Source organism: Thioalkalivibrio sp. ALD1 (assembly GCF_000381245.1).
In the GTDB taxonomy this organism is placed as follows: Bacteria; Pseudomonadota; Gammaproteobacteria; order Ectothiorhodospirales; family Ectothiorhodospiraceae; genus Thioalkalivibrio.
In genome coordinates, this window is sequence record NZ_KB906243.1 from 28,115 (window position 1) to 49,819 (window position 21,705).

Consider the following 21,705-nt stretch of genomic DNA (forward strand, 5'->3'; position numbering starts at 1 on the left):
CCACAGCCGCATTCATGAGGGAAACACTACAAACCATGGAGGGACTTTGGTCCCATGGAGGTAGGTCCGATGTCATCCAAGCCTTTGCCCTCGTTCTTGGCCGGGACGTTGCTCCTGTTGAGCCTGTCGCTCTCCGGGACCACCCAGGCCGCCCTTCTCGACTGCAGTGCCCTGTCCGGCAGTGTCGCTGACCGCGTCACCAACAATGCCGGCTGTCAGATCCTGTCGCCCCTGGATGGTGCGGCTGCCGACTTCACCGCCGGGGACCCCTCGAGCTGGCTGGTCAATACTGCCGGGGGTACGGGATTTTTCGGGTTCAGCGACTGGCTGTTCGACGGCCGCTGGACCTCTCCCGGCACAAACAGCTCGACCCTCGCCAGCTTTGACGGCAATCGCCACAGTGGCCAATGGGCCCTGGATGCGGAATGGGAATACGGCGACCTGTTGTTCCTGTTCAACCATGGCAGCGGCACCAACCTGGTCGGGTTCCTGATGACCGGCATGAGTGGCAGCTACAACAGCCCCTTTACCCAGCCCCCGTTCGATTATCCCGGCATGGCCACGCGCAACATCTCGCATATCAGCGTCTATTACCGTTCGGGCGCGGCCGGCACCGTCCCCGAACCCCGGACGATGCTGCTGATGGGCCTGGGACTCGGGCTGCTCGGGCTGGTTCTACGCCGCAACCGACGATTGGGGCCCAGTTCTCCGGTTTGACCCAACTTCCTGCGACCCGCCACCAAGCAATCACGAGCACGCCCGCCGGGCGTGCTCGTGCATCTGACGGAGGGCTGTCCTGCGCGGGACCCCAGACTTCCCGAATGAGGATTGCCCTCATCGCTCCGGCCCACTGGCAAGATCGACCTGAAGGCGAACGTGCTATTTGATCTGCGTCTCCCTAGAATCCTCGGCACTGCCGCGATTCATTCCCGGCATAACCCCGGAGGGCGTATGAGTCGATCCAGTGTGCCGAGAGCCAACCGACCATGGCTGCAACGCCTGCTGCCATTGCTTGCTCTTGTCGGCCTGCTTGTTGCCCCCACCGCGCAAGCCGAGTCTCGATTCATCAACATCGGCACCGGCGGTGTAACCGGGGTGTACTATCCGGCGGGACAGCATCTGTGCCGCCTGTTCAACACCCGGCGCGGCGAACACGGGATGCGCTGTACGGCCGAAAGTACCGGCGGCTCGGTATTCAATCTCAACATGATCCGTTCGGGCGACATGGATTTCGGTGTCGCGCAGTCGGATCTTCAGCACCACGCCTACCGGGGCTCCGGGCGCTTCGAGGAATTTGGCCCCGCCGCCCACTTGCGAGCGGTCTTCAGCTTGCATGCCGAACCCCTGACGCTGGTGGTACGCCCCGACTCGGGTATCGAGGGCCTGGATGACCTGCCCGGCAAGCGCGTCAACATCGGCAACCCGGGCTCCGGCCAGCGCATCCTGATGGAAGACCTGATGGAAGCACTGGATTGGGACCATGCCACCTTCCGCCGGGTCAGCGAACTGCCCTCCCGCGAACAGGCCCAGGCACTGTGCGACAACCGCATCGATGCCTTTGTCTTTTCGGTTGGGCATCCCTCGGCCGCGATCCAGGAGCCCATCGCAACCTGCGACGCCCGCCTGGTTTCGATCACGGGGACAACCGTCGACCAGTTGGTCGAGGAGACCCCCTACTACCTGCGAGCCGTGATCCCGGCCGGCACCTACCCCGGCCAGGACGACGACATACACACCTACGGTGTCGGCGCCACACTGGTCACCTCGACCCGCACCTCGGACCGGGCTGTATACGAGATCACCCGCGCGGTTTTCGAGAACTTCGAGACCTTTCGCGGCCTTCACCCGGCTTTCGCACCGCTGGAACGCGAGACGATGGTGGACGAGGGACTGTCGGCCCCCCTGCACCCGGGGGCCCAACGCTACTTCCGTGAAGCGGGGTTGATTGAATGAGCGAGACCAGGGGGACGACCGAACCCGCCACGGAATCGGCGGACAAGGCGGCCGAGACCGCCCAGGAACTGGAATCCGGCGCCCGTCATCCAGGACGCCCCACGCGCAGCCTGATCTGGCTGACTGCCGTGGCCTGGTCCCTGTTCCAGATCTGGATTGCCTCGCCCCTGGGCGACTGGCTGGACTTCTTCGTGGTCTCGGACACCGAGGCGCGCTCGATTCATCTTGCGTTTGCGGTATTCCTGGCCTACCTGCTGTTTCCCGCGATCCGTCCGGGCACTCGCCACGCATCCTGGCCACGTGCGATCGGCCTGATCTATGCCCTGGGCGGGCTGTCGCTGATGGTGCTCGGGACCTGGCAGCTACTGGGCCTGGAACGCCTGGCCGAGGTCTATGTGATCATCGGCCTGACCCTGCTGGTGATTGCGTTGCCACTATTGCGCGGCCGCGACCCCATCCACCACGTACCATTGACCGACTGGATGTTTGCGGCAATCGCGGCCTTCAGCGCGCTGTATCTGTATCTGTTCCACAGCGAGCTGGCCGATCGCCCGGGGGCCCCGACGGATGTCGACCTGATTGTGGCCGGGATCGGCCTGATCCTGCTGCTGGAGGCCACTCGTCGCGTACTGGGTCCGGCACTGACGATCATCGCCGCGATCTTCCTGTTCTACACCTTCGCCGGCCCGATCATGCCGGACCTGATTGCCCACCGCGGTGCCAGCTACCCGCGCGCGATGGCCCAGCAGTGGCTGTCCAACGAGGGCGTGTTCGGAATCGCGCTCGGGGTCTCGACCAGCTTCGTATTCCTGTTCGTACTGTTCGGCGCGCTGCTGGAACGAGCCGGCGCGGGCGACTACTTCATCCGGGTCGCCTTCTCCCTGCTGGGGCATCTGCGCGGTGGCCCGGCCAAGGCGGCGGTGATGGCCTCGGGGATGACCGGCGTTGTCTCGGGCTCGTCCATCGCCAACGTCGTCACCACCGGGACCTTCACCGTGCCGCTGATGAAGAGGATCGGCTTTGCACCACACAAGGCCGGGGCCGTGGAGGTCGCCAGTTCGGTGAACGGACAATTGATGCCACCGGTCATGGGGGCCGCTGCGTTCCTGATGGTCGAATACGTCGGCATCCCTTATGTCGAGGTCCTCAAGCACGCGATCCTTCCGGCCCTGATCGCCTATATCGCGCTGATCTACATCGTGCACCTGGAGGCGTGCAAGAACGGCATGGAGGGGCTCAAGCGCGCCACTGTCACCACCTGGCGGGGCCGCCTGATCAGCTTCGGGATCACTGTCTCCAGCCTGATCATCCTCGCCGCCGCGGTGTACTGGGGGCTCGGCTGGATCAAGGACGTGGCCGGCGACGCGGCCGCCTGGATCATCGCCGGTCTGCTGTTTACCGCCTACCTGGTGCTGCTGTGGATTGCTGCCCACGAGCCGGAAGCGGAGCCGCTGGATACCGAACGCCCCCTGCCGCGCGTGCTGCCCACGGTGCTGGGCGGCCTGCACTATGTGCTGCCCCTGGTGGTACTCGTCTGGGCCCTGGTCGTGGAACGCCTGTCGCCCGGGCTATCCGCCTTCTGGGCCGTTGCGTTCATGATCTTCATCGTGCTGACCCAGCGGCCGCTGGTGGCGCTGTTCCGGCGCCAGGGCCGGCTCGCCCAGGCGGCCTGGGTCGGCGTATGGGAGCTGTTCCAGGGATTCGAGACCGGTGCGCGCAACATGATCGGCATCGGTGTCGCGACCGCAGCGGCCGGGATCATTGTCGGCACCGTCGCGATGACCGGGGTCGGTCTGGTGCTGACAGATCTGGTCGACACCCTCTCCGGCGGCAACCTGCTAATGGTGCTGCTGCTGACCGCACTGATCAGCCTGGTGCTGGGCCTGGGACTCCCTACGACCGCGAACTACATCGTGGTCGCAACCTTGATGGCCCCGGTGATCGTCGAGCTGGGGGCACAGAACGAGATCCTGATCCCGCTCATTGCCGCACACCTGTTCGTGTTCTATTTCGGCATCATGGCGGACGTGACGCCACCCGTGGGCCTGGCCTCCTTCGCCGGTGCAGCTGTCGCGAAGGCGGACCCCATTCGCACCGGTCTGCAGGCCTTCGCCTACAGTCTGCGTACGATCGCACTGCCGTTCTTCTTCATCTTCAACAGCCAGTTGCTACTGATCGGTGTGGACAACGTGTTCCAGCTGACGCTTGTCTTCCTCGGTTCGCTGGCGGGTATCCTCGCGTTCACCGCGGCGACTCAGGGATGGTTCCTGACCCGCAACCGATACTGGGAGTCGGCACTTTTGCTGGTCACCGCAATCGTGCTGCTGGCCCCGACCGTGCTGATGGACCGAGTGGTCGATCCGTACGAACGCCTGCCGGCCGATCAGCTGTTCGAGGTGGTGGAAACCATCCCGGACCGCGACTCGCTGCGGGTGGAGGCCACCGGCATCGACCTGGAGGGCCGCGAAGTTACCCGTACCGTGATGTTCCCGCTGGGTGACCCGGATCTGGAGCCACGCGAACGCCTGGCCGATGCCGGGCTCGACGTAACCTTCGACGAGGACGCGGAAAAGGCTCGCATTCAGACGGTTGCTTTCGGCAGTCCGGCCGGGCGGGTAGGCTTGGAAGGTGGCTGGACGATTACCAGTGTGCTCGTGGAGACGGACCGTCCGAGCCCCTACTGGTGGTACCTTCCGGGTCTGCTGCCGGCACTGCTGGTGGCCTGGAACCAGCGCCGGCGCGAGCCGCCCACCGGGCCGACCGCGACGGCCCCCGCACTCAGCGCGTGAATCCCATCCCGACAGGACGACTGCACCATGGAACAACCAAGATATAGCTTCAACGTGGTCGTGAACGAATCGATGGATACGACCATTGAGCGCACGACGGCTGCACTGGGCGAGGAGGGCTTCGGCATCCTCAGCGAGATCGACGTAGCCGCCGCTTTCAAGAAGAAACTGGACCTCGACCATCGTCCCTACCGCATTCTCGGTGCCTGCAATCCGCACCTCGCCCGCCACGCCATCGAGGCCGATCCCAACATCGGGCTGCTTCTGCCCTGCAACGTCCTGGTGCAGGACAACCAGGACGGCACCTGCACGGTTGGTTTCATGGACCCGGTGGCAGTAATGAGCCTGGTCGACAAACCCGGTGTCGAAGCCCTCGCCAGCGATGTACGGGAACGTCTAGAGCGGGTGCGCCAGGCACTGGAAACCGGCTGAGTCACCCTCCCGTGACCGACACCAAGGACCATGCTGCTCCGCTCGCGGAGGCGATCCGCGAGGCCAGCGTGGCCGGGACACGAATTGCCCTGCGCGGTGGTCGCCAGCATGGTGAACAGAGCTTCCCCGATGGCCTCCCCTCCGGTGTACTCCAGCTGGAGACCCGAGAACACCGGGGTATCGTGACCCTGGAGCCGAGCGAACTGGTCGTCACCGTACGCAGCGGCACCCCCGTGGTCACCCTGGACCAAGCCCTGGCCGAGGTCGGCATGATGCTCCCCTTCGAGCCCGCGCTGGGTGCACCGGAATCCAGCGTCGGTGGCATGGTCGCGCTGGGGCTCTCGGGGCCACGCCGGCCATGGGCGGCTGCGCTGCGCGACGCGGTGCTGGGCACCCGGATCGTGAACGGGCGCGGCGAGATTCTGCAGTTCGGCGGGCAGGTTATGAAGAATGTCGCGGGCTTCGATGTTTCGCGCCTGATGTGCGGCAGCCTGGGCGGTCTTGGGCTGATCCTGGAGACAAGCTTCAAGCTGCTGCCACGACCGGCCTGCGAGCGCTACCTGCAACGCGAAGACGATGCCGAATCGTTCGTCGCGCGCTGCAGCGCCTGGGGGCGCACCGGGTGGCCGTTCTCGGGAATCGCCTGGCACGAGGGCGTCACCCATATCCGTCTTGGCGGCGGCGAGGAGGCGGTGGACGAGGCCATCCAGCGCATCGACGCAGAACCGGGCGACCCGGCCCGGGGCTTCTGGAACGGGCTCAGGGACCGCAGCCTGCCCTTTTTCGCTGACGAACTGGCTGCTAACGCCCGACTGTGGCGGATCAGCCTGCCACCGGCGACGGAACCACTCGCACTGACCGGCGAGTGGCTGATGAACTGGGGCGGTGCCGAACGCTGGCTGCGCACAACGGAATCCCCGGAGACGGTGCGCCGTGCGGTGACCGCGGCCGGGGGGCATGCCCGCCTGTGGTTGGGCGACGCCCCGGACGTGCCCCGACTGCACCCGCGCGGCGATGGTCTGGAGACTCTGGAAGGCCGTCTGCGCGAGGCCCTGGACCCGGACGGCGTCTTCTTCGCCCCCCTGCTGCCGAACCCCCGTGCCCGCCGGCCGCGCGCGACCTGAGCCATGGAGACCCGACTGCACGAACGCTTCGCGAACGATCCGGCCGCACGCATTGCGGAGGATGCGCTGCGCGCCTGCGTACACTGTGGCTTCTGCAACGCGACCTGCCCGACCTATCAGGAACTGGGCGACGAGGTCGACGGGCCGCGCGGGCGCATCTACCAGATCAAGGAAATCCTCGAGTCCGGCGAGGCCAACCCGACCGCGCGTACCCACCTGGACCGCTGCCTGACCTGCCTCAACTGCATGACCACCTGCCCTTCCGGGGTGGACTACAACCACCTGGTCGCCTATGGCCGGGAGGTGATCGAGCACGACCTCGACCGGAACTGGCGCGAGCGGGCCCTGCGTGGTCTGCTGGCCCGGGCCCTGCCCGCACGCTGGCCGTTCCGAATGGCCCTGGGGCTGGGGCGCCTGGTGCGCCCCGCCCTGCCCGCGACCCTGCGCCGCCGGGTACCCGAGCGACAGGACGCCAAAAAAGCGACGCAACCGGCCCCTTCGCAAGCGCTGGAAGGCTTTCCCCACGGGCGCATCCTGCTGCTGGCTGGCTGCGTGCATGACGCGATTGACGCGCGCACCAACGCCTCGCTGAAGAACCTGCTGGGGCGCCTCGGCATCGACGTCGTGGAAATCGCTGAAACGCGTTGCTGCGGCGCGGTCGAACATCACCTGGCGTTCGAGGAGCGCGCCCGGCAACGGGTGCGCGCCAACCTCGACGCCTGGAAAGGCGTGCTCGATCAGGGCGTGGACGCAGTGGTCAGCACCGCCAGTGGCTGTAGCGTAATGCTGCGCGACTACGGCCACCTGCTGGCTGGCGACCCCGACTACGCGGAACGCGCACGCACCGTTTCCGAGTGCGTACGCGACCCGGTGGAGCTGTTCACCCCGGCTGCCATCCAGACGCTGGGCATTCGAGCGCCGCAGGGCCACGACCCGATCGCCTGGCACGCCCCCTGCACCCTGCAACATGGCCAGCGCCTGGCCGGGCACGTAGAGCCGCTTCTGCAGGCGGCCGGCTTCGAGCTGACACCCGCAGCCGAGCCTCACCTGTGCTGCGGCTCGGCAGGGACCTACTCGATCACCCAGCCGACCATGGCCGCCCGACTGCGTACCCGCAAGCTGGGCAACCTGGAGGCCGCCGCGCCCGCGCGCATCGTGACCGCCAACGTCGGCTGCCAGACGCATCTCCAGTCCGGGACCGACACCCCGGTCGAGCACTGGCTGACGCTGCTCGAGCGCCATTGCCCGACAACTCCCGCCGGTGCGTAGGGGCGCTTGCCCGGGCCCCTGCGGCGAACTAGATTCCCCCTTTTCCAATCCGGTAGACGCATCCATGCAGGCAAAATCCTTTCTCCCCCCGCAGCGCACCCTGATGGGCCCCGGCCCCTCCGACGTGAACCCGCGCGTGCTGAGCGCGATGAGCCGCCCGATCATCGGCCATCTGGACCCGGTGTTCGTCGGCATGATGGAGGAGATGAAGGGCCTGCTGCAGTACGCGTTCCAGACCAACAACGCACTGACCCTGCCGGTCTCCGCCCCCGGCTCCGCCGGCATGGAGACCTGCTTCGCCAACCTGGTGGAGCCGGGCGACAAGGTGATCGTCTGCATCAATGGCGTATTCGGCACGCGCATGAAGGAGAACGTTGAGCGCTGCGGCGGCACCGCCGTGGTGGTCGAGGATGACTGGGGCGCCCCGGTCTCCCCGGACAAGGTCGAGGACGCACTGAAGGGCAACCCGGACGCGAAGATCCTGGCCTTCGTGCATGCCGAGACCTCCACCGGAGCCTGCTCCGATGTCGAGACCCTGTGCCGGATGGCCCGCGAACACGACTGCCTGACCATCGTGGACGCCGTCACCAGCCTGGGCGGCAGCCCGCTGAAGGTCGACGACTGGGGCGTGGATGCGATCTACTCCGGCAGCCAGAAGTGCCTGTCCTGCACCCCGGGTCTGTCGCCGGTCAGCTTCAGCCAGCGCGCGGTGGAGCGCATCCAGGCGCGCAGCCACAAGGTGCAGAGCTGGTTCCTCGACCTGAACCTGGTGATGGGCTACTGGGGTGGTGGCGGCAAGCGCGCCTACCACCACACCGCGCCGATCAACGCCCTTTACGCGCTGCACGAGTCGCTGGTCATCCTCGCCGAGGAAGGCCTGGAGAACAGCTGGGACCGCCACGCCCGCCACCACGCGGCACTGCGCGCGGGCCTCGAGGCGATGGGCCTGACGTTCCTGGTCGACGAGGCCCACCGCCTGCCGCAGCTCAACGCCGTACACGTCCCCGAAGGCGTAGACGAGGCCGCCGTGCGTTCGGAGCTGCTGGAGCGCTACAACCTCGAGATCGGCGCCGGGCTCGGCCCCTATGCCGGCAAGGTCTGGCGCATCGGCCTGATGGGCCATGGTGCGAACGAGCGCAACGTGTCGCTGTGCCTGTCCGCGCTGGAGGCGGTACTGGCCGACATGGGCGCGGTGAAGCCGGGCCAGGCCCTGGCCGCCGCCCGTGCGAGCTACAAACAAGCGTAGGGCCAGACAGACCGCCCGAGCCGATAACGAACCTGCGGGAGACGCAACATGACGCTTTCCGAACTGCTGCAGTACCTGGACGAGAACATGGATGGGGTCTTCCTGGACGGCGACCCCGCCAGCACCCTGGAAAAGGCCCGTGCAGGCCAGCACCGCAACCCGATCGCGGCCGAGGTGCTGACCACGCTGATGGACGGTGCCGGTGCCGACGGCCCGGACACCACCCTGGAGCGTGCCGAGGCGGTAAAGGCCATCGGCCCGCTGCGGCTGAAGTACATGGCCGACGACGCCCCGGTCGAGGGCTTCCGCCTGGTCGAGAAGACCATCGTCACCATCGACGCCGCCTACAACGACGAGGCCCTCTCCTCGCGCGGCTGACACCCCTCGGCCCAGTCATCCTCCCGGATCATCGCTTCACCGCCTCCGGGTCAGGGCTGCCTGGTTCGGCGGGTAGAACCGGGTTGTGTCGCGTGCTGACCCTTGCGGTCAGTGCGCCTTTCTTCTTCGCTTCGCGGCGGGTGGATCCAGAGGCTTTGCAGGAAGCCCCAGTCGGTCGACGATCGCGGACCGCGAGGCCTCGGCCAGCGAGCGACGATCCTCGTCAGCGGTTTCGATAGGCTCCAGGAAATGCACCCGCACCCGTGTCTCGCGGCGGCACAGCAGGCGCCAGGCGTTGGCAAGCAGGCGGTCGTCGTCGGCGTAGGCAACCGGGACCGGGCCGCCCTCGGGGCGCTCGTAGTCCAGCGCTACCGGCTGCACCGGATGGCCGTTCTCGGCCACCGCGGCAAACAGGCGCGGGTGGAAGCGGCGCACGCCCTGCCCGCGACTGGTCGTCCCTTCCGGGAACACCACGAAGTGCCGACCCTCGTCGAGGCCCTCGCGCATGGCCTCGATGTGGGCGTTGGCCTCGCCCGCGCCACGGCGGATGAAACGCGTGTCATGCTGCCGCGCCAGCCAGCCGATCACCGGCCAGCGGGCAATCTCGTCCTTGGACAGAAAGCATGGATCCACGGCCGCACCGATCAACGGGATGTCCAGCCAGGAAACGTGGTTGGCGACCACCAGCGAGGCCCGTTCCGGCGGAGTACCGGTCGGGCGGAAACGCACGCCCGCCAGCCACAGCGCACGGTCGTACCAGTCGCGGCGGATGCGGCTGCGCGTCTCGAAGTCATCACCCCGGCGCGACATGCGCCAGGTCAGCCAAACGCCCTTCAGCAGGTGCAGGAGAATGCGCATCAGCCTACCCGATGCCCGCAGGTTTCCCATCATGTTGCGATCCCTGGCTGGCGAATGCGTGGCCGCACCCGGAAAACATCAATCCTGGTCCTGGCGGCCCACAAGACCCCTGTCCGAGAGCCACCACGCCCCTGCGAGCAGGCCATGCAGGTCAGCCGCAACGGGTTCTTTACGGGAGCTGGCCGGTATAGACGCCGGATTCCACCGGCAGGTCCTCGGCCTCCCAGCCCTTGATGCCGCCGGCCACGTTCACGACCTGGCCGAAGCCCATTTCGCGCAGGCGCTGCACTGACATCGCGGCACGTCCGCCCGTGGCGCACATCACGGCCACCGGCTTCTCGCGGGCGTTGACCAGCGCATCGATGCGATGCGGGGTGTTCGGGTCCGCCGCGCCTTCCAGCAGGCCGCGCGGGATCAGGAGCGAGTTCGGCACATGGACCTTTTCGTATTCGTACGGTTCGCGCACGTCCACCAGCAGCCAGTCCTCGCCGGCCTCCATCTTCTCGGAGAGCTCCTCCGGGGAGATCTCCTCGACGTGCTGGCGCGCCTCGGCGACGAAATCCATCAACTTCTTCTCGCTCATTCGAACCTTCCCTTTTGCAATGATCTGGATGTTTTTGTGGGAGCCTGCTTGCGGGGCTGACCCATTCTACTGTGGGTGCGCGACCAGGCGTTTCAACCCGGTGAGAGCGCGTTGTCCAGCGCCGCGGGGTCGGTTACCGGCGCCTCGCAGTGCAGGCCGCGGCAGAGATAGGCGCACACGCCGCTCTCCGGCGGCACCTTCTCCGCCAGGGCGGACGGCAGGTCGTCGGCCTCGCCCGCGATGGCGAAGCCCCATGCCGGATGGCCCTGTGAACGCAGGCGCTGCTGCCAGGCCGGCAACTCGTCCGCCTTGCCGCGCAGCACGACCAGCGGCGGCGGCTGATGATGCATGTCCAGTGCGATCAGCAGGCTCATGTGCCCCAGCGGGGCCTGCTCGATCATCGGCCCCGCGTTGGCCAGCGTGCGCTCGGCGGCCTCCAGATAGCGCGGCTCGGCCAGCAGGAAACCGAGCTTCTGCAAGGCCTGCGCGGCAATGCCATTGCCGGCGGCCATCGCATCGTCGGCGTAGACCTTGGGCCGCTGGATCAGCGCCTCGTGATCACGCGCGGTGTAGAAGAAGCCGCCGTACTCGGCATCCTCGAAGTCGGCCAGCAGGGCCTCCGCCAGGGTCGTCGCCCAGCCGAGCAGGTCGCTGTCCCATTCGGCCTCCAGCAGCGCCAGCGTGGCCTCCAGCAACAGGGCATGGTCGTCCAGATAGGCGCGCGGCTGCTCACTGGTCGCCCCCTCGCGGTAGCTGGCGAACAGCCGGCCGTCGCGCCAGAGCCGTTCGCGCACCGCATCCATCGCCGCGCGGGCGAGTCCCAGCCAGTCGGGTCGTTCGAGCGCGCGCGCCGCGCGGGCGAGCCCGGTGATCATCAGCGCGTTCCAGGCGCCCAGGATCTTGTCGTCGCGATGCGGCCGCACGCGCTGCTCGCGCGCGGCCAGCAGGCGCTCGCGAGCACGGCCAAGGCGCATTTCCGCCTCGGACTCGTCAATGCCCAGGGCATCGGCCACGGTCGCAATCGGCGCGACCTCGTGCAGGTGCCAGCGACCCTCGAAGTTGGCCGGGCCGTTCAGCCCCCATACCCGGCTGGCAACCGCCCACTCGTCCTCCGCCAGCAGGCCCTCGACCGTCTCCGGATCCCAGACGTAGAAGCGGCCTTCCTCACCCTCGGAATCGGCATCGAGGCTGGAGTAAAACGCGCCGGAGGGGTCGCGCATCTCGCGCTCCAGCCAGGCGACCGTCTGGTCGGCCACGCGCCGTGCACGGTCGTCACCGGCGGCCGCACGCTCGGCATACAAGCCCAGCAGCGGCCCGTTGTCGTAGAGCATCTTCTCGAAGTGCGGGATCATCCAGCGCGCATCCACCGAGTAGCGGCAGAAGCCGCCGCCGACCTGGTCGAAGATCCCGCCGGCGGCCATCGCCGCGAGCGTCCGCTCGAGCATGCGGTCGGCCTCGGCATCATCGTGGCGCGCGGCGTGCCAGGCCAGCCATTCGAGGCTGGCCGGGTGCGGGAACTTGGGTGCGTCGCCGAACCCCCCGAATTGCGCGTCGAAGGTCTGCGCGAGTTCCGCGCGCGCCTTGTCCAGCACGGCGATCGCCGGGATCGCCCCGCCCGCCGGACGGTAGATGCGTGCCAGCGCCTGCTGCAGGGATTCATTCTGGCGCTGGATCTCGTCCGGGTGCTCCGCGAGGAAATCGGCCACCCGGTTCATCAGGTCGACGAACGACGGAAGCCCGTGACGCGGCGTACTGGGAAAGTACGTCCCGGCAAAGAACGGCACCTGGTCGGGGGTCAGGAACACCGTCAGTGGCCAGCCACCCGGGCGCTGGGACAGCAGCATGTGGGCGTTCTGGTAGATGCGATCGAGGTCCGGGCGCTCCTCGCGGTCCACCTTGATGTTGATGAAGCGACGGTTCATCACCTCGGCGGTGGCCGGGTCCTCGAACGATTCGTGCGCCATCACGTGACACCAGTGACAGGCGGAGTAGCCGATCGACAGCAGGATCGGCTTGTCCTCGCGGCGGGCACGCTGCAGCGCCTCCTCGCCCCACGGGTACCAGTCCACCGGGTTGTCGGCATGCTGCAGCAGGTACGGGCTGCTGGCTCCAACCAGTCGGTTCATCGCGCGACCTCCCTGGAAATCGGATTCGCCCCGGCGGGTACAGGTGCAAGCCAGGGCCAGGCCGGGTAGCATGTGCAGCCGATTTTCCATCCGCAAGCGACCATGCCCACGCACCCGTTTATCGATCCGGTAGCCCTGTCGCTGGGCCCACTGACCCTGTACTGGTACGGGCTGATGTACCTGATCGGCTTCGTGGCCTTCTGGGCACTGGGGGCCTGGCGTGCGCGCACACAGGGCTGGGCGCCCCTGCAGCCGGTACAGGTCGGCGACCTGCTGTTCTGGGGCGCGATCGGCGTGATCATCGGCGGGCGTCTGGGCTATGCCCTGTTCTACAACCTGGATGCGACGCTGGCCGACCCGATCAGCCTTTTCCGCGTCTGGGAGGGCGGCATGGCCTTCCACGGCGGGCTGGTCGGGGTGCTGGTGACCGCCTGGCTTTATGCGCGCCGTCTCGGGGTGGGCTTCTTCCGGCTGACAGATTTCATTGCCCCGCTGGTGCCGATCGGCCTGGGCGCAGGGCGCATCGGCAACTGGATCAACGGCGAACTGTGGGGCAAGCCCACCGACCTGCCCTGGGCGATGATCTTCCCGGCCGCGGACTACGTGCCACGCCACCCGTCACAGCTCTACCAGGCGTTCCTTGAAGGACTGGTGCTGTTCGTGGTGCTGTGGATCGTCTCGCGTCATCCGCGCCGCACGGGGCTCGTCTCCGGGCTGTTCCTGACGCTCTACGGCGGCTTCCGCTTCCTGGTCGAATTCGTGCGCGTGCCGGATGCACATATCGGCTATCTGGCCTTCGACTGGCTGACACTCGGCCAGGTCCTGAGCCTGCCGGTCATCCTGTTCGGGATCGGTCTGATCCTCTGGTCACGCAAGAACGCCGTGCCAGAATCCCGACCGGCCAGCGAGAACCCCTGACATGCAGCAATACCTCGACCTCGTCCGCCATATTCGCGAGCACGGCACCGACCGCCCGGACCGTACCGGCACCGGCACGCGTTCGGTGTTCGGCTACCAGATGCGCTTCGACCTGGCTGCGGGCTTTCCGCTGGTCACCACCAAGCGCACGCACCTGCGCTCGGTGATCCACGAGTTGTTGTGGTTCATCCGCGGCGAGACGAACATCGGCTATCTCAAGGAACACAAGGTCCGCATCTGGGACGAGTGGGCCACCGAGCACGGCGACCTGGGCCCGATCTACGGGGCGCAGTGGCGCAACTGGGCCGGGCACGACCAGCTGGCCGAACTGGTGGACAACCTGAAGCAGCGCCCCTACTCGCGGCGCCACATCATCAGCGCCTGGAACGTGGCCGACCTGCCGGACGAGTCCGTCTCGCCACAGGAGAACGCGAACGCCGGGCGCATGGCGCTGGCACCCTGCCACACCCTGTTCCAGTTCTACGTCGCCGACGGCAGGCTATCCTGTCAGCTCTACCAGCGCAGCGCCGATGTCTTCCTGGGCGTGCCATTCAACATCGCCAGCTATGCCCTGTTCACGCACATGCTGGCGCAGGTGGCCGGCCTGGAACCGGGCGACTTCGTACACACCTTCGGCGACGCCCACCTGTATCACAACCACGAACAGCAGGTGAACGAACTGCTGGGCCGCGACCCCCTGCCGCTGCCCAACCTGCACCTGAATCCCGAAGTCACCGACCTGTTCGCCTTCACCTTCGACGACATCGAGGTACGCAACTACCAGTCGCACCCGCCGATCAAGGCGCCGGTGGCGATCTGATGGCGACACCCGAGATTCACCTGATCGTCGCGCTGGACCCGGACCATGTGATCGGGCGCGACAACGATCTGCCCTGGCATCTGCCGAAAGACCTGCAGCACTTCAAGCGCGTGACCAACGGGCACCCGATGATCATGGGACGGCGCACGTTCGAGTCCATCGGCCGCCCCCTGCCGAAACGCCGCAACCTGGTACTGACGCGCCAGGCGGACTGGCAGACGGACGGCGTGGAGGTCTATCCGGATCTGGACAGCGCCCTGGCCTCCATCCCCGAGGGTCCGGCCTTCGTGATTGGCGGTGCCGGGCTGTTCGCCGAGGCCCTGCCCCGGGCCTCGGTGCTGCACCTGACACGCGTGCACGAACCCCATGCCGGGGACACCTGGTTCCCGGCCATCAACCCCGATGACTGGGACCGCGTCTGGTCCGAACGCCACGAGTCGGACGACCGCCACGCCTGCTCCTTCACCTTCGAGCGCCTGGAACGCCGCTGACGCCCGTACGTCCCCTCACCCGGATCAGCGCCAGGGCGGGTCCACGCCCTCGACCCGGTATTCGCGGCCCAGCGCGCGCAGCAGACTGAAGCAGCAGAACACCAGGATGATCGCCACCGGCAACCCGGCGGTCAGGGAACCGGTCTGCAGGCTGTCCAGCGCGCGCTCGCCGCCGACGATCAGCAGCGTCGCGGCCACCGCGCCCTCGGTAATCCCCCAGATCACCCGCTGGCGCTTCGGCGAGTGCTTCGAACCGCGCGAGATCAGCGCATCCACCACGTAGGTTCCGGAGGCCGACGAGGTGATGAAGTAGGTCGCGATCAGCAGGGTCGCCACGCCGGAGGCGATCGTGGTCCAGGGCAGCTGCGCGAGGGTCGCGTACAGCGCCACGGTGGTGTCCTCGGCGACCGCCGCTGCGATACCCGCGCCGTCGTCGAACAATTCCATGTGCAGCGCGGTGCCGCCGAAGATCGCCATCCAGGCGAACACGAACAGGCTGGGCAGGGCGAGCACGCCGACGATGAACTCGCGGATCGTGCGCCCGCGCGAGATACGCGCGATGAAGATGCCAACGAACGGCGACCAGGCGATCCACCACGCCCAGTAGAACATGGTCCAGTCCTTCTGCCACTGCGAGCCGCCAATGGCGTCGGTGTGCAGGCTGAGCTGGATGATCTGCTGCAGATAGCCGCCGGTGGAGTCGAGGAAGAAGCGCAGGATGAACAGCGTGGGCCCGGCGATCAGCACGAACAGCATGAAGCTGACCGCCAGCACCAAGTTGAACACGCTGACCCACTTCAGCCCGCGATCCAGCCCGGAGATCACCGACAGCACCGCCACCGCAGTGATCACGGTGATGATGCCCACCTGCCACCAGTGCGAGACCGGCATGTCGACCAGCACGTTGAGCCCGGTATTGAGCTGCATCGCCCCGAACCCCAGCGAGGTGGCCAGCCCGAACAGGGTGCCGAACACCGCGAGGATGTCGATCACATGCCCGATCGGACCGTAGATGCGGTCTCCCAGCAGCGGATAGAAGATCGAGCGGATGGTCAGCGGCAGGCGTTGACGGAAGCTGAAATAGGCCACCGACAGACCCAGTACCACGTACACCGCCCAGGCGTGCAGGCCCCAGTGGAAGAAGGTGTAGACCATCGCCTGGCGCGCGGCCGCGTCGGTCTCGCCATCGCCGGTCGGCGGGTGCTGGTAGTGCAGGATCGGCTCGGCCACGCTCCAGAAGACCAGCCCGATCCCCATGCCGGCGGAGAACAGCATCGCGAACCAGGCAGCGAAGCCGAACTCCGGCCGGTCGTCCGGCTGCCCCAGCCGGATCACGCCATAGCGGCTGAAGCCCAGCCAGATCAGAAAGCCGAGGAAGAAGGTCACCACCAGCAGATAGCCCCAGCCGAGGTACTCGGTGATGAAGCCGTGGATGGAGGCGAACACCTCGCTGGCCGTGGACGGGAAGATCACCCCGAAGGCGACGAATACCACCACCATGATCGCGGAGGCGGTGAACACCGTCGGGTTCACCGTGGCGAAGAAGGCCTCCGGGCGATAGTGGCTCATGCCGCGGTCTCCCCGCGGGCGGGATCAGGCCGGATCATCGGGATCCGCGTCCTCGTCCGCGGAGCACAGCGCCCCGGTGAGATCCGCCTCGTCCAGTACGTGCCCCTCGGCCGAGGCATCGAACTGGCTGCGGGTCGCCCCCGCATCCAGGTCCAGCTCGGCATCCAGCGCCAGCAGGCGGAAGCGGTAGTGATGACAGCCCTCCGGCGGCACCGGGCCGAGGTAGCCGACCTTGCCGAAGGCATCCATCCCCACGCGCCCCTCGCGCGGCAGGTGCAGGGCATCCACGCAATGCGTGTCGGGTGGCAGGTTCCAGACCAACCAGTGGGTGACCTCCCCCAGCGGCGAATCCAGATCCTCCAGAATCAGCGCGAGGCTGCGCGCGCCCGCCGGCACATCGCGAATCTCCAGCTGGGGCAGCTCGTTGGCATCCCGCGCCGAGACCTCGATCGGCATCCGCTCTCCATCGGCAAACGCCGGACTGCTCAATCGCATGGCCCGCACCCTCCTCCATGGCCCGGTTACAGGCTCGCCCGCGGCCGGGGGCGGGTCAAGCCGTCAAGGAGACGCTGATTGAATCGCGCGTCCGCGTTGGTGCCCCCTGTTTTCCGAGACAAGGCGCGTCGTGCAGCGGGTAGTGGTTCTACCTGCAAGCGGCGCAACGCAGGATCGGGGAACAGGGGGCACCAACCCCAAAGGGGCTCGGCCGCCCGTTGTTGATGAAAAAACGGGCGCGCGCACGGCGTTGCGGCTCCCTTGTGCAGAATGACTGCACGGCGGTCACCGCGCCTTGTGCGCACGCAAAAGCGACTCGAGCGCGGACGCGCGATTCAATCAGCGTCTCCTTAACCCCAACAATCCGGGGTCAGATTGATCGGGATCAAGTCCGGACGTTTTGACTGCCCATTGCACCCGCGTCCCGCGTACACTTCTCCTCATGGCACAACTGACCTTTCAGGGGGCGACCGGCGAGGTCACCGGATCGCGTTATCTCCTCGAGACCGACGACGCCCGCATTTTGCTGGAATGCGGCATGCACCAGGGCAACAGCGATGCGGACGAGGCGAACCGCGCCTCGCTCGCGGAGCTGGCGGAAAGCCTCGACGCGGTGGTCCTGTCGCACGGACATCTGGATCACTCGGGGCTCCTGCCCAAGCTGGTACGCGACGGCTACCGCGGTCCGATCTACTGCACGCCGGGCACCGAGGAGCTGCTCGAGATCATGCTCGAGGATGCCGCGTTCGTGATGAGCAAGGACATCGAGTGGGAGAACAAGTGGCGCCGGCGGGCGGACAAGCCGCTGGTGGAGCCGGTCTACGACATCGATGATGTCGCCACCACCCTCGGGCTGTGCGAGGCCGTGCCCTACGGCCAGGCGCGCAAGATCGCGGGCGGGATCGGCCTGACCTTCCGCGATGCCGGGCACATCCTCGGTTCCGCGATCGTGGACCTGATCGTGCCCTCCGGCGGGCGCGACCGGCACCTGGTGTTCTCGGGCGATCTCGGCAATGACGACGCCGTGCTGATGCACGAGCCCGCGCGCCCGGAACACGCCGACCATGTGCTGCTGGAGAGCACCTACGGCGACCGCGACCACCGCCCGATGGAGGAGACGGTCGAGGAGTTCGCGCAGGTGCTGGCCGAGGCCGACGAGAGCGGCGGCAACGTGCTGATCCCGGCCTTCGCGGTCGGCCGCACCCAGGAGATCCTTTACCACCTGAGCATGTTGCACCACGCCGGGCGCCTGCCGCAGCAGAAGGTCTTCCTCGACAGCCCGATGGCGATCAAGGTCACCGAGCTGTACACCCGCCTGCGGCGGACGCTGGACCCGGAGGACATGGACCGGCTGCACCAGGCCGCGAATGGGGATCCGGCTGCCTACCTGCCCGGGCTGCAGGTCTGTCGCACGGTGGAAGAATCCATGTCGATCAACCGCATCACCGGCGGCGCGATCATCATCGCCGGCTCCGGGATGTGCAATGGCGGGCGCATCCGTCACCACATGAAGTACAACCTGTGGCGGCGCGAGGCCCATCTGGTGATCGTCGGATTCCAGGCCTCCGGTACACTCGGGCGGCGTCTGGTGGACGGCGCCGAGAAGGTCAAGCTGCTGGGCGACGAGGTCGCGGTGAACGCGAAGGTCCACACCCTGGGCGGCTTTTCCGCCCACGCCGGGCGCAGCCAGCTGCTCGAATGGGCACGCGGCTTTCAGGACCAGCCGGTGTTCCATCTGGTCCACGGCGAGCCGGAGGCGCGCGAGGCCCTGGCCGCAGGCCTGCGCGACGAGCTGGGGGCCGAGGCGCATGTACCCGCCTTTGGCGAGACCATCACCCTGTAACCCCGCACCCCCACAGCCGCGATGCCGGAGGCCGAAGCCGTCAGCACCTACGCCCTGATCGCCGGCTTCCTCGGCGGTCTCGGGCTGTTCCTGCTCGGCATGACCCTGCTGACCGACGGCCTGAAGACCGCCGGCGGCAAGGCGCTGCAGCACATCCTCGGGCAGTGGACCCGTACCCGGCCGCGCGCCCTCGCCTCGGGCATGGGCGTGACCGCACTGGTGCAGTCCTCCAGCGCGGTCACAGTCGCCACCATCGGCTTCGCCAACGCCGGCCTGCTGACGCTCGGACAGTCGGTCTGGGTGATCTTCGGCTCCAACGTCGGCACCACCATGACCGGCTGGCTGGTCGCGCTGATCGGCTTCAACATCCGCATCGAGGCCTTCGCCCTGCCGGCGATCGGCATCGGCGCCCTGCTCTACCTGTTCATGAAGGCCGCGCGGCCGCGCTATCTAGGCCTGGCCCTGGCCGGCTTCGGCCTGCTGTTCTTCGGCATCGACGTACTGCGCGAGGCCTTCGAGGGGCTCAGTGCCACCTTCGACCTGGGCGCGCTGGCCCGCCCCGGCTTCCTCGGGCTGGTCATCATGGTCGGGATCGGCGCGCTGCTGACGGTGCTGATGCAGAGCTCCTCGGCCTCCATGGCCATGGCCCTGACCGCCGCGATGAGCGGCGCGGTACCGCTGGAAGCGGCCGCCGCGGCCGTGATCGGCGCCAACCTCGGCACCACGGTCAAGGCGCTGCTGGTGGTGATCGGTGCGACCCCGAACGCCAAGCGCGTCGCCGCAGCCCATGTGATCTTCAACGGCCTGACCGCGATCGTCGCCCTGCTGATCCTGCCCTGGTTCCTAGCGGCGATCGCCTGGATCTGGGGCAGCACTGGCGAGGCCCCGGCCCCTGCGGTGCTGCTGGCGCTGTTCCACACCGCGTTCAACCTGCTCGGCGTGGCGCTGATGATCCCGGTCGCCCCGCCGATGATCCGCTGGCTGCAGACTCGCTTTCGCACCATCGAGGAAGACATCGCCCGGCCCCGGTATCTGGACCGCAGCAGTTCCGGGGTACCGGATCTTGCCCTGCAGTCGCTGATCCAGGAGACCGAACGCCTGGCCGACATCGGCCACTCGATGGCACGCGAGGCCCTGCAGACCGCGCCGCCGGCGGCCGGCATCCTCGACCGCCGGCGCCTGGCCGCGGAGCAGCTGACCCAGGCCATCGCCGACTTCGCGGCAAACACAGCCAACCACCCGATGCCGGAACAGGTCGGCCATGGCATCGCCGAGGCCGTACGCATCGCCCGCTACCACCGCGAGGTCGCCATACTGGCCGACGACATCGCCGACCTGCGTCGCCAGTCCAGCGGCGAGGAGCGGCCGATCGTGACCGAACAACGCCGCGCCTGGCAGGAACAGGCGATCCGCGCCCTGGACCTGTGCAACCTGGAGGCGGACGATGGCGACAACGGGCATGATCTGGCCGCCGCCGAGGCCGTGGACACGGTGGAAACCACCTACGCCGAACTGAAGGCCGCCCTGCTACGCGAAGGAACCTTTGGCTCGCTGAGCATGGCCGAGATGGAACGCCAGCTGCGGATCATCAGCATGGCGCGGCGCCTGGTCACCCAGGCAGCCAAGGCGCGTCGCCATACCGAGGCCCTGAGGGCTCAGATACGGGGCCTGCGGAAGACCCTGACGGAAGAGGACGCATGATCGAGCAGGAAACACTGCAGGATGCCATCGCAAATCGCCGCGCCGAGGCTCTGACCTTTGACGGGCTGGAATACGCCCGATTGCTGGAGCCGGTAAATCACTACCCCCGCGGGTCCGTGGTGCTGCCGGATGGCTCGGTGGTGCCCGGGTACCCGTCGATCGGGCGCATTCAGTCTCTGGAGGCCGGACTTCCCCGCCAGTTCGACCAGCCCTTCTGGGCGGAGGAGAAGATCGACGGCTTCAACGTGCGCATCCTGCGCTGGCAGGGACGCGTCTATGCCTTCAGCCGCGGTGGCTACGTCTGCGCATTCAGCAGCGACCGGGTGACGGATTTCATGGACCCGGCGATCTTCGATGCCGAACCCGACCTGATCCTGTGCGCGGAGATCGCCGGGCCGGATACACCCTACCTGGAGGGCTCCACACCCCGGGTCGCCCACGATGTGGGCTTGTTCGTGTTCGATCTGATGCGCCTGGGTCAACCCGGTTTCGTTTCCCAGCCAGAGAAATTCTCCCTGATCGAGCACCACGCCCTGCCCCCGGCTCCGCTGCACGGGCAGTTCACCCCACGCGACACCAAGCCACTCGGACGGTTGATTCAACAACTGGACGAAGAAGGTGCCGAGGGACTGGTGCTGAAGACTGCGGACGGGCAGCACCGGGCCAAGTATGTCACCGGGAGTTCCTGTGTCTCCGATATCCGGGTGTGCGCAGAACAGCTGCTGGATCTGCCGCCCGAATACTTCACCAACCGCCTGACACGCCTGGCGATTTTCCTGTCCGAGCACCCGGACCAGCATCATGCCGATCTCGAACAGACACTGGGACAGGCGTTTTTGTCAGGGCTCTATGGCGCGGTCGCGCAGCACCGTCGACAGGGGCATGTCGGCCATCGCTATCGCTGCCGCTTTCGCGAACATACCAACGCATTGCATTTCATGAAGCACATGCGCACCACGGGCGGGCGTCACGTGAGCTTTGCCGACGATTCGCCGCGACAGGAGGATGGATACTGGGTACTGGAATTCGAGCGCCAGTTCGACCGCATCACCGGTACACTGGCCTCCGCCCTGGCCGGTGACCGCCAGTACGACTGACCCGGGCGCCGAG

The 21,705-nt window shown here is 67.2% G+C and carries 19 protein-coding genes; 14 read left to right on the top strand and 5 right to left on the bottom strand.

The window, feature by feature from the left end; all coding sequences use genetic code 11:
- Positions 1 to 84 precede the first annotated feature (84 nt).
- The 8 genes from F623_RS0107435 to F623_RS0107470 all read left to right on the top strand — a co-directional run bounded on the left by F623_RS0107435 (position 85) and on the right by F623_RS0107470 (position 9,191).
- Complete coding sequence (locus F623_RS0107435) at positions 85 to 717, top strand: PEP-CTERM sorting domain-containing protein (RefSeq protein WP_026278713.1); 633 nt, start codon at positions 85 to 87, stop codon at positions 715 to 717.
- Between the two features lie 234 nt (positions 718 to 951).
- Positions 952 to 1,953: a TAXI family TRAP transporter solute-binding subunit gene (locus F623_RS0107440; protein WP_018861893.1), complete on the top strand. Its 1,002-nt coding sequence runs from the start codon at positions 952 to 954 to the stop codon at positions 1,951 to 1,953.
- Entirely contained in the window at positions 1,950 to 4,742 is a 2,793-nt protein-coding gene (locus tag F623_RS0107445) for a TRAP transporter permease (protein ID WP_018861894.1), read from the top strand. The genes F623_RS0107440 and F623_RS0107445 overlap by 4 nt, the downstream gene beginning before the upstream one ends.
- Before the next feature lie 27 nt (positions 4,743 to 4,769).
- Positions 4,770 to 5,174 (top strand): DUF302 domain-containing protein, encoded by a 405-nt coding sequence (locus F623_RS0107450; RefSeq protein ID WP_026278714.1) that lies wholly within the window; start codon positions 4,770 to 4,772, stop codon positions 5,172 to 5,174.
- 11 nt (positions 5,175 to 5,185) lie between these two features.
- Positions 5,186 to 6,298, top strand: coding sequence for a glycolate oxidase subunit GlcE (gene glcE, locus F623_RS0107455; RefSeq protein WP_018861896.1), 1,113 nt, complete (start codon positions 5,186 to 5,188; stop codon positions 6,296 to 6,298).
- 3 nt (positions 6,299 to 6,301) lie between these two features.
- The gene (glcF, locus tag F623_RS0107460) at positions 6,302 to 7,567 is read left to right on the top strand and encodes a glycolate oxidase subunit GlcF (protein ID WP_018861897.1); all 1,266 of its coding nucleotides are present in this window, start codon (positions 6,302 to 6,304) and stop codon (positions 7,565 to 7,567) included.
- A gap of 64 nt (positions 7,568 to 7,631) precedes the next feature.
- Positions 7,632 to 8,813: an alanine--glyoxylate aminotransferase family protein gene (locus F623_RS0107465; protein WP_018868450.1), complete on the top strand. Its 1,182-nt coding sequence runs from the start codon at positions 7,632 to 7,634 to the stop codon at positions 8,811 to 8,813.
- A 48-nt stretch (positions 8,814 to 8,861) separates the two neighbouring features.
- Positions 8,862 to 9,191 carry a hypothetical protein gene (locus F623_RS0107470; protein ID WP_018861899.1) on the top strand — a complete coding sequence of 110 codons (330 nt, stop codon included), beginning with the start codon at positions 8,862 to 8,864 and terminating at the stop codon, positions 9,189 to 9,191.
- A gap of 108 nt (positions 9,192 to 9,299) precedes the next feature.
- On the opposite strand, the gene F623_RS0107475 is transcribed toward F623_RS0107470, so the two are convergent.
- From F623_RS0107475 to F623_RS0107485, 3 genes are all read right to left on the bottom strand, one after another.
- A complete protein-coding gene (locus F623_RS0107475) occupies positions 9,300 to 10,049 on the bottom strand; it encodes a 1-acyl-sn-glycerol-3-phosphate acyltransferase (RefSeq protein WP_026278715.1) in 750 nt (249 codons plus the stop codon).
- A 169-nt stretch (positions 10,050 to 10,218) separates the two neighbouring features.
- Positions 10,219 to 10,632, bottom strand: coding sequence for a rhodanese-like domain-containing protein (locus F623_RS0107480; protein WP_018861901.1), 414 nt, complete (start codon positions 10,630 to 10,632; stop codon positions 10,219 to 10,221).
- Between the two features lie 92 nt (positions 10,633 to 10,724).
- The gene (locus F623_RS0107485; protein ID WP_026279370.1) at positions 10,725 to 12,758 is read right to left on the bottom strand and encodes a thioredoxin domain-containing protein; all 2,034 of its coding nucleotides are present in this window, start codon (positions 12,756 to 12,758) and stop codon (positions 10,725 to 10,727) included.
- Between the two features lie 72 nt (positions 12,759 to 12,830).
- Here F623_RS0107485 and lgt point away from each other — a divergent pair, with 72 nt between their 5' ends.
- Genes lgt through F623_RS0107500 form a run of 3 tightly spaced genes read left to right on the top strand, consistent with a single transcriptional unit; the run spans position 12,831 to position 14,987 of the window.
- Complete coding sequence (gene lgt, locus F623_RS0107490) at positions 12,831 to 13,676, top strand: prolipoprotein diacylglyceryl transferase (protein WP_018861903.1); 846 nt, start codon at positions 12,831 to 12,833, stop codon at positions 13,674 to 13,676.
- A gap of 1 nt (position 13,677) precedes the next feature.
- Positions 13,678 to 14,496: a thymidylate synthase gene (locus F623_RS0107495; RefSeq protein ID WP_018868447.1), complete on the top strand. Its 819-nt coding sequence runs from the start codon at positions 13,678 to 13,680 to the stop codon at positions 14,494 to 14,496.
- On the top strand, positions 14,496 to 14,987 hold the full coding sequence (locus F623_RS0107500) for a dihydrofolate reductase (protein ID WP_018868446.1): 492 nt from the start codon (positions 14,496 to 14,498) through the stop codon (positions 14,985 to 14,987). Before F623_RS0107495 ends, F623_RS0107500 begins: the two co-directional genes overlap by 1 nt.
- Before the next feature lie 24 nt (positions 14,988 to 15,011).
- Here the strand turns inward: F623_RS0107500 and F623_RS0107505 are convergent, their stop codons facing one another.
- Together F623_RS0107505 and F623_RS0107510 are read right to left on the bottom strand one after the other, a co-directional pair.
- Entirely contained in the window at positions 15,012 to 16,556 is a 1,545-nt protein-coding gene (locus F623_RS0107505) for a BCCT family transporter (RefSeq protein WP_018868445.1), read from the bottom strand.
- A 24-nt stretch (positions 16,557 to 16,580) separates the two neighbouring features.
- On the bottom strand, positions 16,581 to 17,012 hold the full coding sequence (locus tag F623_RS0107510) for a YbhB/YbcL family Raf kinase inhibitor-like protein (RefSeq protein WP_018868444.1): 432 nt from the start codon (positions 17,010 to 17,012) through the stop codon (positions 16,581 to 16,583).
- Between the two features lie 481 nt (positions 17,013 to 17,493).
- Here F623_RS0107510 and F623_RS0107515 point away from each other — a divergent pair, with 481 nt between their 5' ends.
- The 3 genes from F623_RS0107515 to F623_RS0107525 are packed head-to-tail and all read left to right on the top strand — an operon-like array spanning position 17,494 to position 21,692.
- The gene (locus F623_RS0107515) at positions 17,494 to 18,894 is read left to right on the top strand and encodes an MBL fold metallo-hydrolase RNA specificity domain-containing protein (RefSeq protein ID WP_018868443.1); all 1,401 of its coding nucleotides are present in this window, start codon (positions 17,494 to 17,496) and stop codon (positions 18,892 to 18,894) included.
- A gap of 21 nt (positions 18,895 to 18,915) precedes the next feature.
- A complete protein-coding gene (locus F623_RS0107520; RefSeq protein ID WP_018868442.1) occupies positions 18,916 to 20,595 on the top strand; it encodes a Na/Pi cotransporter family protein in 1,680 nt (559 codons plus the stop codon).
- On the top strand, positions 20,592 to 21,692 hold the full coding sequence (locus tag F623_RS0107525) for an RNA ligase (RefSeq protein WP_018868441.1): 1,101 nt from the start codon (positions 20,592 to 20,594) through the stop codon (positions 21,690 to 21,692). The genes F623_RS0107520 and F623_RS0107525 overlap by 4 nt, the downstream gene beginning before the upstream one ends.
- Positions 21,693 to 21,705: the final 13 nt, after the last annotated feature.

Bases quoted from the DNA above. Each gene is read 5' to 3' on its own strand.
- F623_RS0107515 (WP_018868443.1), top strand. From the start codon at position 17,494: ATGGCACAACTGACCTTTCAGGGGGCGACCGGCGAGGTCACCGGATCG.
- F623_RS0107510 (WP_018868444.1), bottom strand. From the start codon at position 17,012: ATGCCGATCGAGGTCTCGGCGCGGGATGCCAACGAGCTGCCCCAGCTG.
- F623_RS0107450 (WP_026278714.1), top strand. From the start codon at position 4,770: ATGGAACAACCAAGATATAGCTTCAACGTGGTCGTGAACGAATCGATG.
- F623_RS0107475 (WP_026278715.1), bottom strand. From the start codon at position 10,049: ATGCGCATTCTCCTGCACCTGCTGAAGGGCGTTTGGCTGACCTGGCGC.
- F623_RS0107485 (WP_026279370.1), bottom strand. From the start codon at position 12,758: ATGAACCGACTGGTTGGAGCCAGCAGCCCGTACCTGCTGCAGCATGCC.
- glcF (WP_018861897.1), top strand. From the start codon at position 6,302: ATGGAGACCCGACTGCACGAACGCTTCGCGAACGATCCGGCCGCACGC.
- F623_RS0107445 (WP_018861894.1), top strand. From the start codon at position 1,950: ATGAGCGAGACCAGGGGGACGACCGAACCCGCCACGGAATCGGCGGAC.
- F623_RS0107525 (WP_018868441.1), top strand. From the start codon at position 20,592: ATGATCGAGCAGGAAACACTGCAGGATGCCATCGCAAATCGCCGCGCC.
- F623_RS0107440 (WP_018861893.1), top strand. From the start codon at position 952: ATGAGTCGATCCAGTGTGCCGAGAGCCAACCGACCATGGCTGCAACGC.
- F623_RS0107495 (WP_018868447.1), top strand. From the start codon at position 13,678: ATGCAGCAATACCTCGACCTCGTCCGCCATATTCGCGAGCACGGCACC.
- F623_RS0107520 (WP_018868442.1), top strand. From the start codon at position 18,916: ATGCCGGAGGCCGAAGCCGTCAGCACCTACGCCCTGATCGCCGGCTTC.
- F623_RS0107505 (WP_018868445.1), bottom strand. From the start codon at position 16,556: ATGAGCCACTATCGCCCGGAGGCCTTCTTCGCCACGGTGAACCCGACG.
- F623_RS0107465 (WP_018868450.1), top strand. From the start codon at position 7,632: ATGCAGGCAAAATCCTTTCTCCCCCCGCAGCGCACCCTGATGGGCCCC.
- F623_RS0107480 (WP_018861901.1), bottom strand. From the start codon at position 10,632: ATGAGCGAGAAGAAGTTGATGGATTTCGTCGCCGAGGCGCGCCAGCAC.
- F623_RS0107500 (WP_018868446.1), top strand. From the start codon at position 14,496: ATGGCGACACCCGAGATTCACCTGATCGTCGCGCTGGACCCGGACCAT.
- F623_RS0107470 (WP_018861899.1), top strand. From the start codon at position 8,862: ATGACGCTTTCCGAACTGCTGCAGTACCTGGACGAGAACATGGATGGG.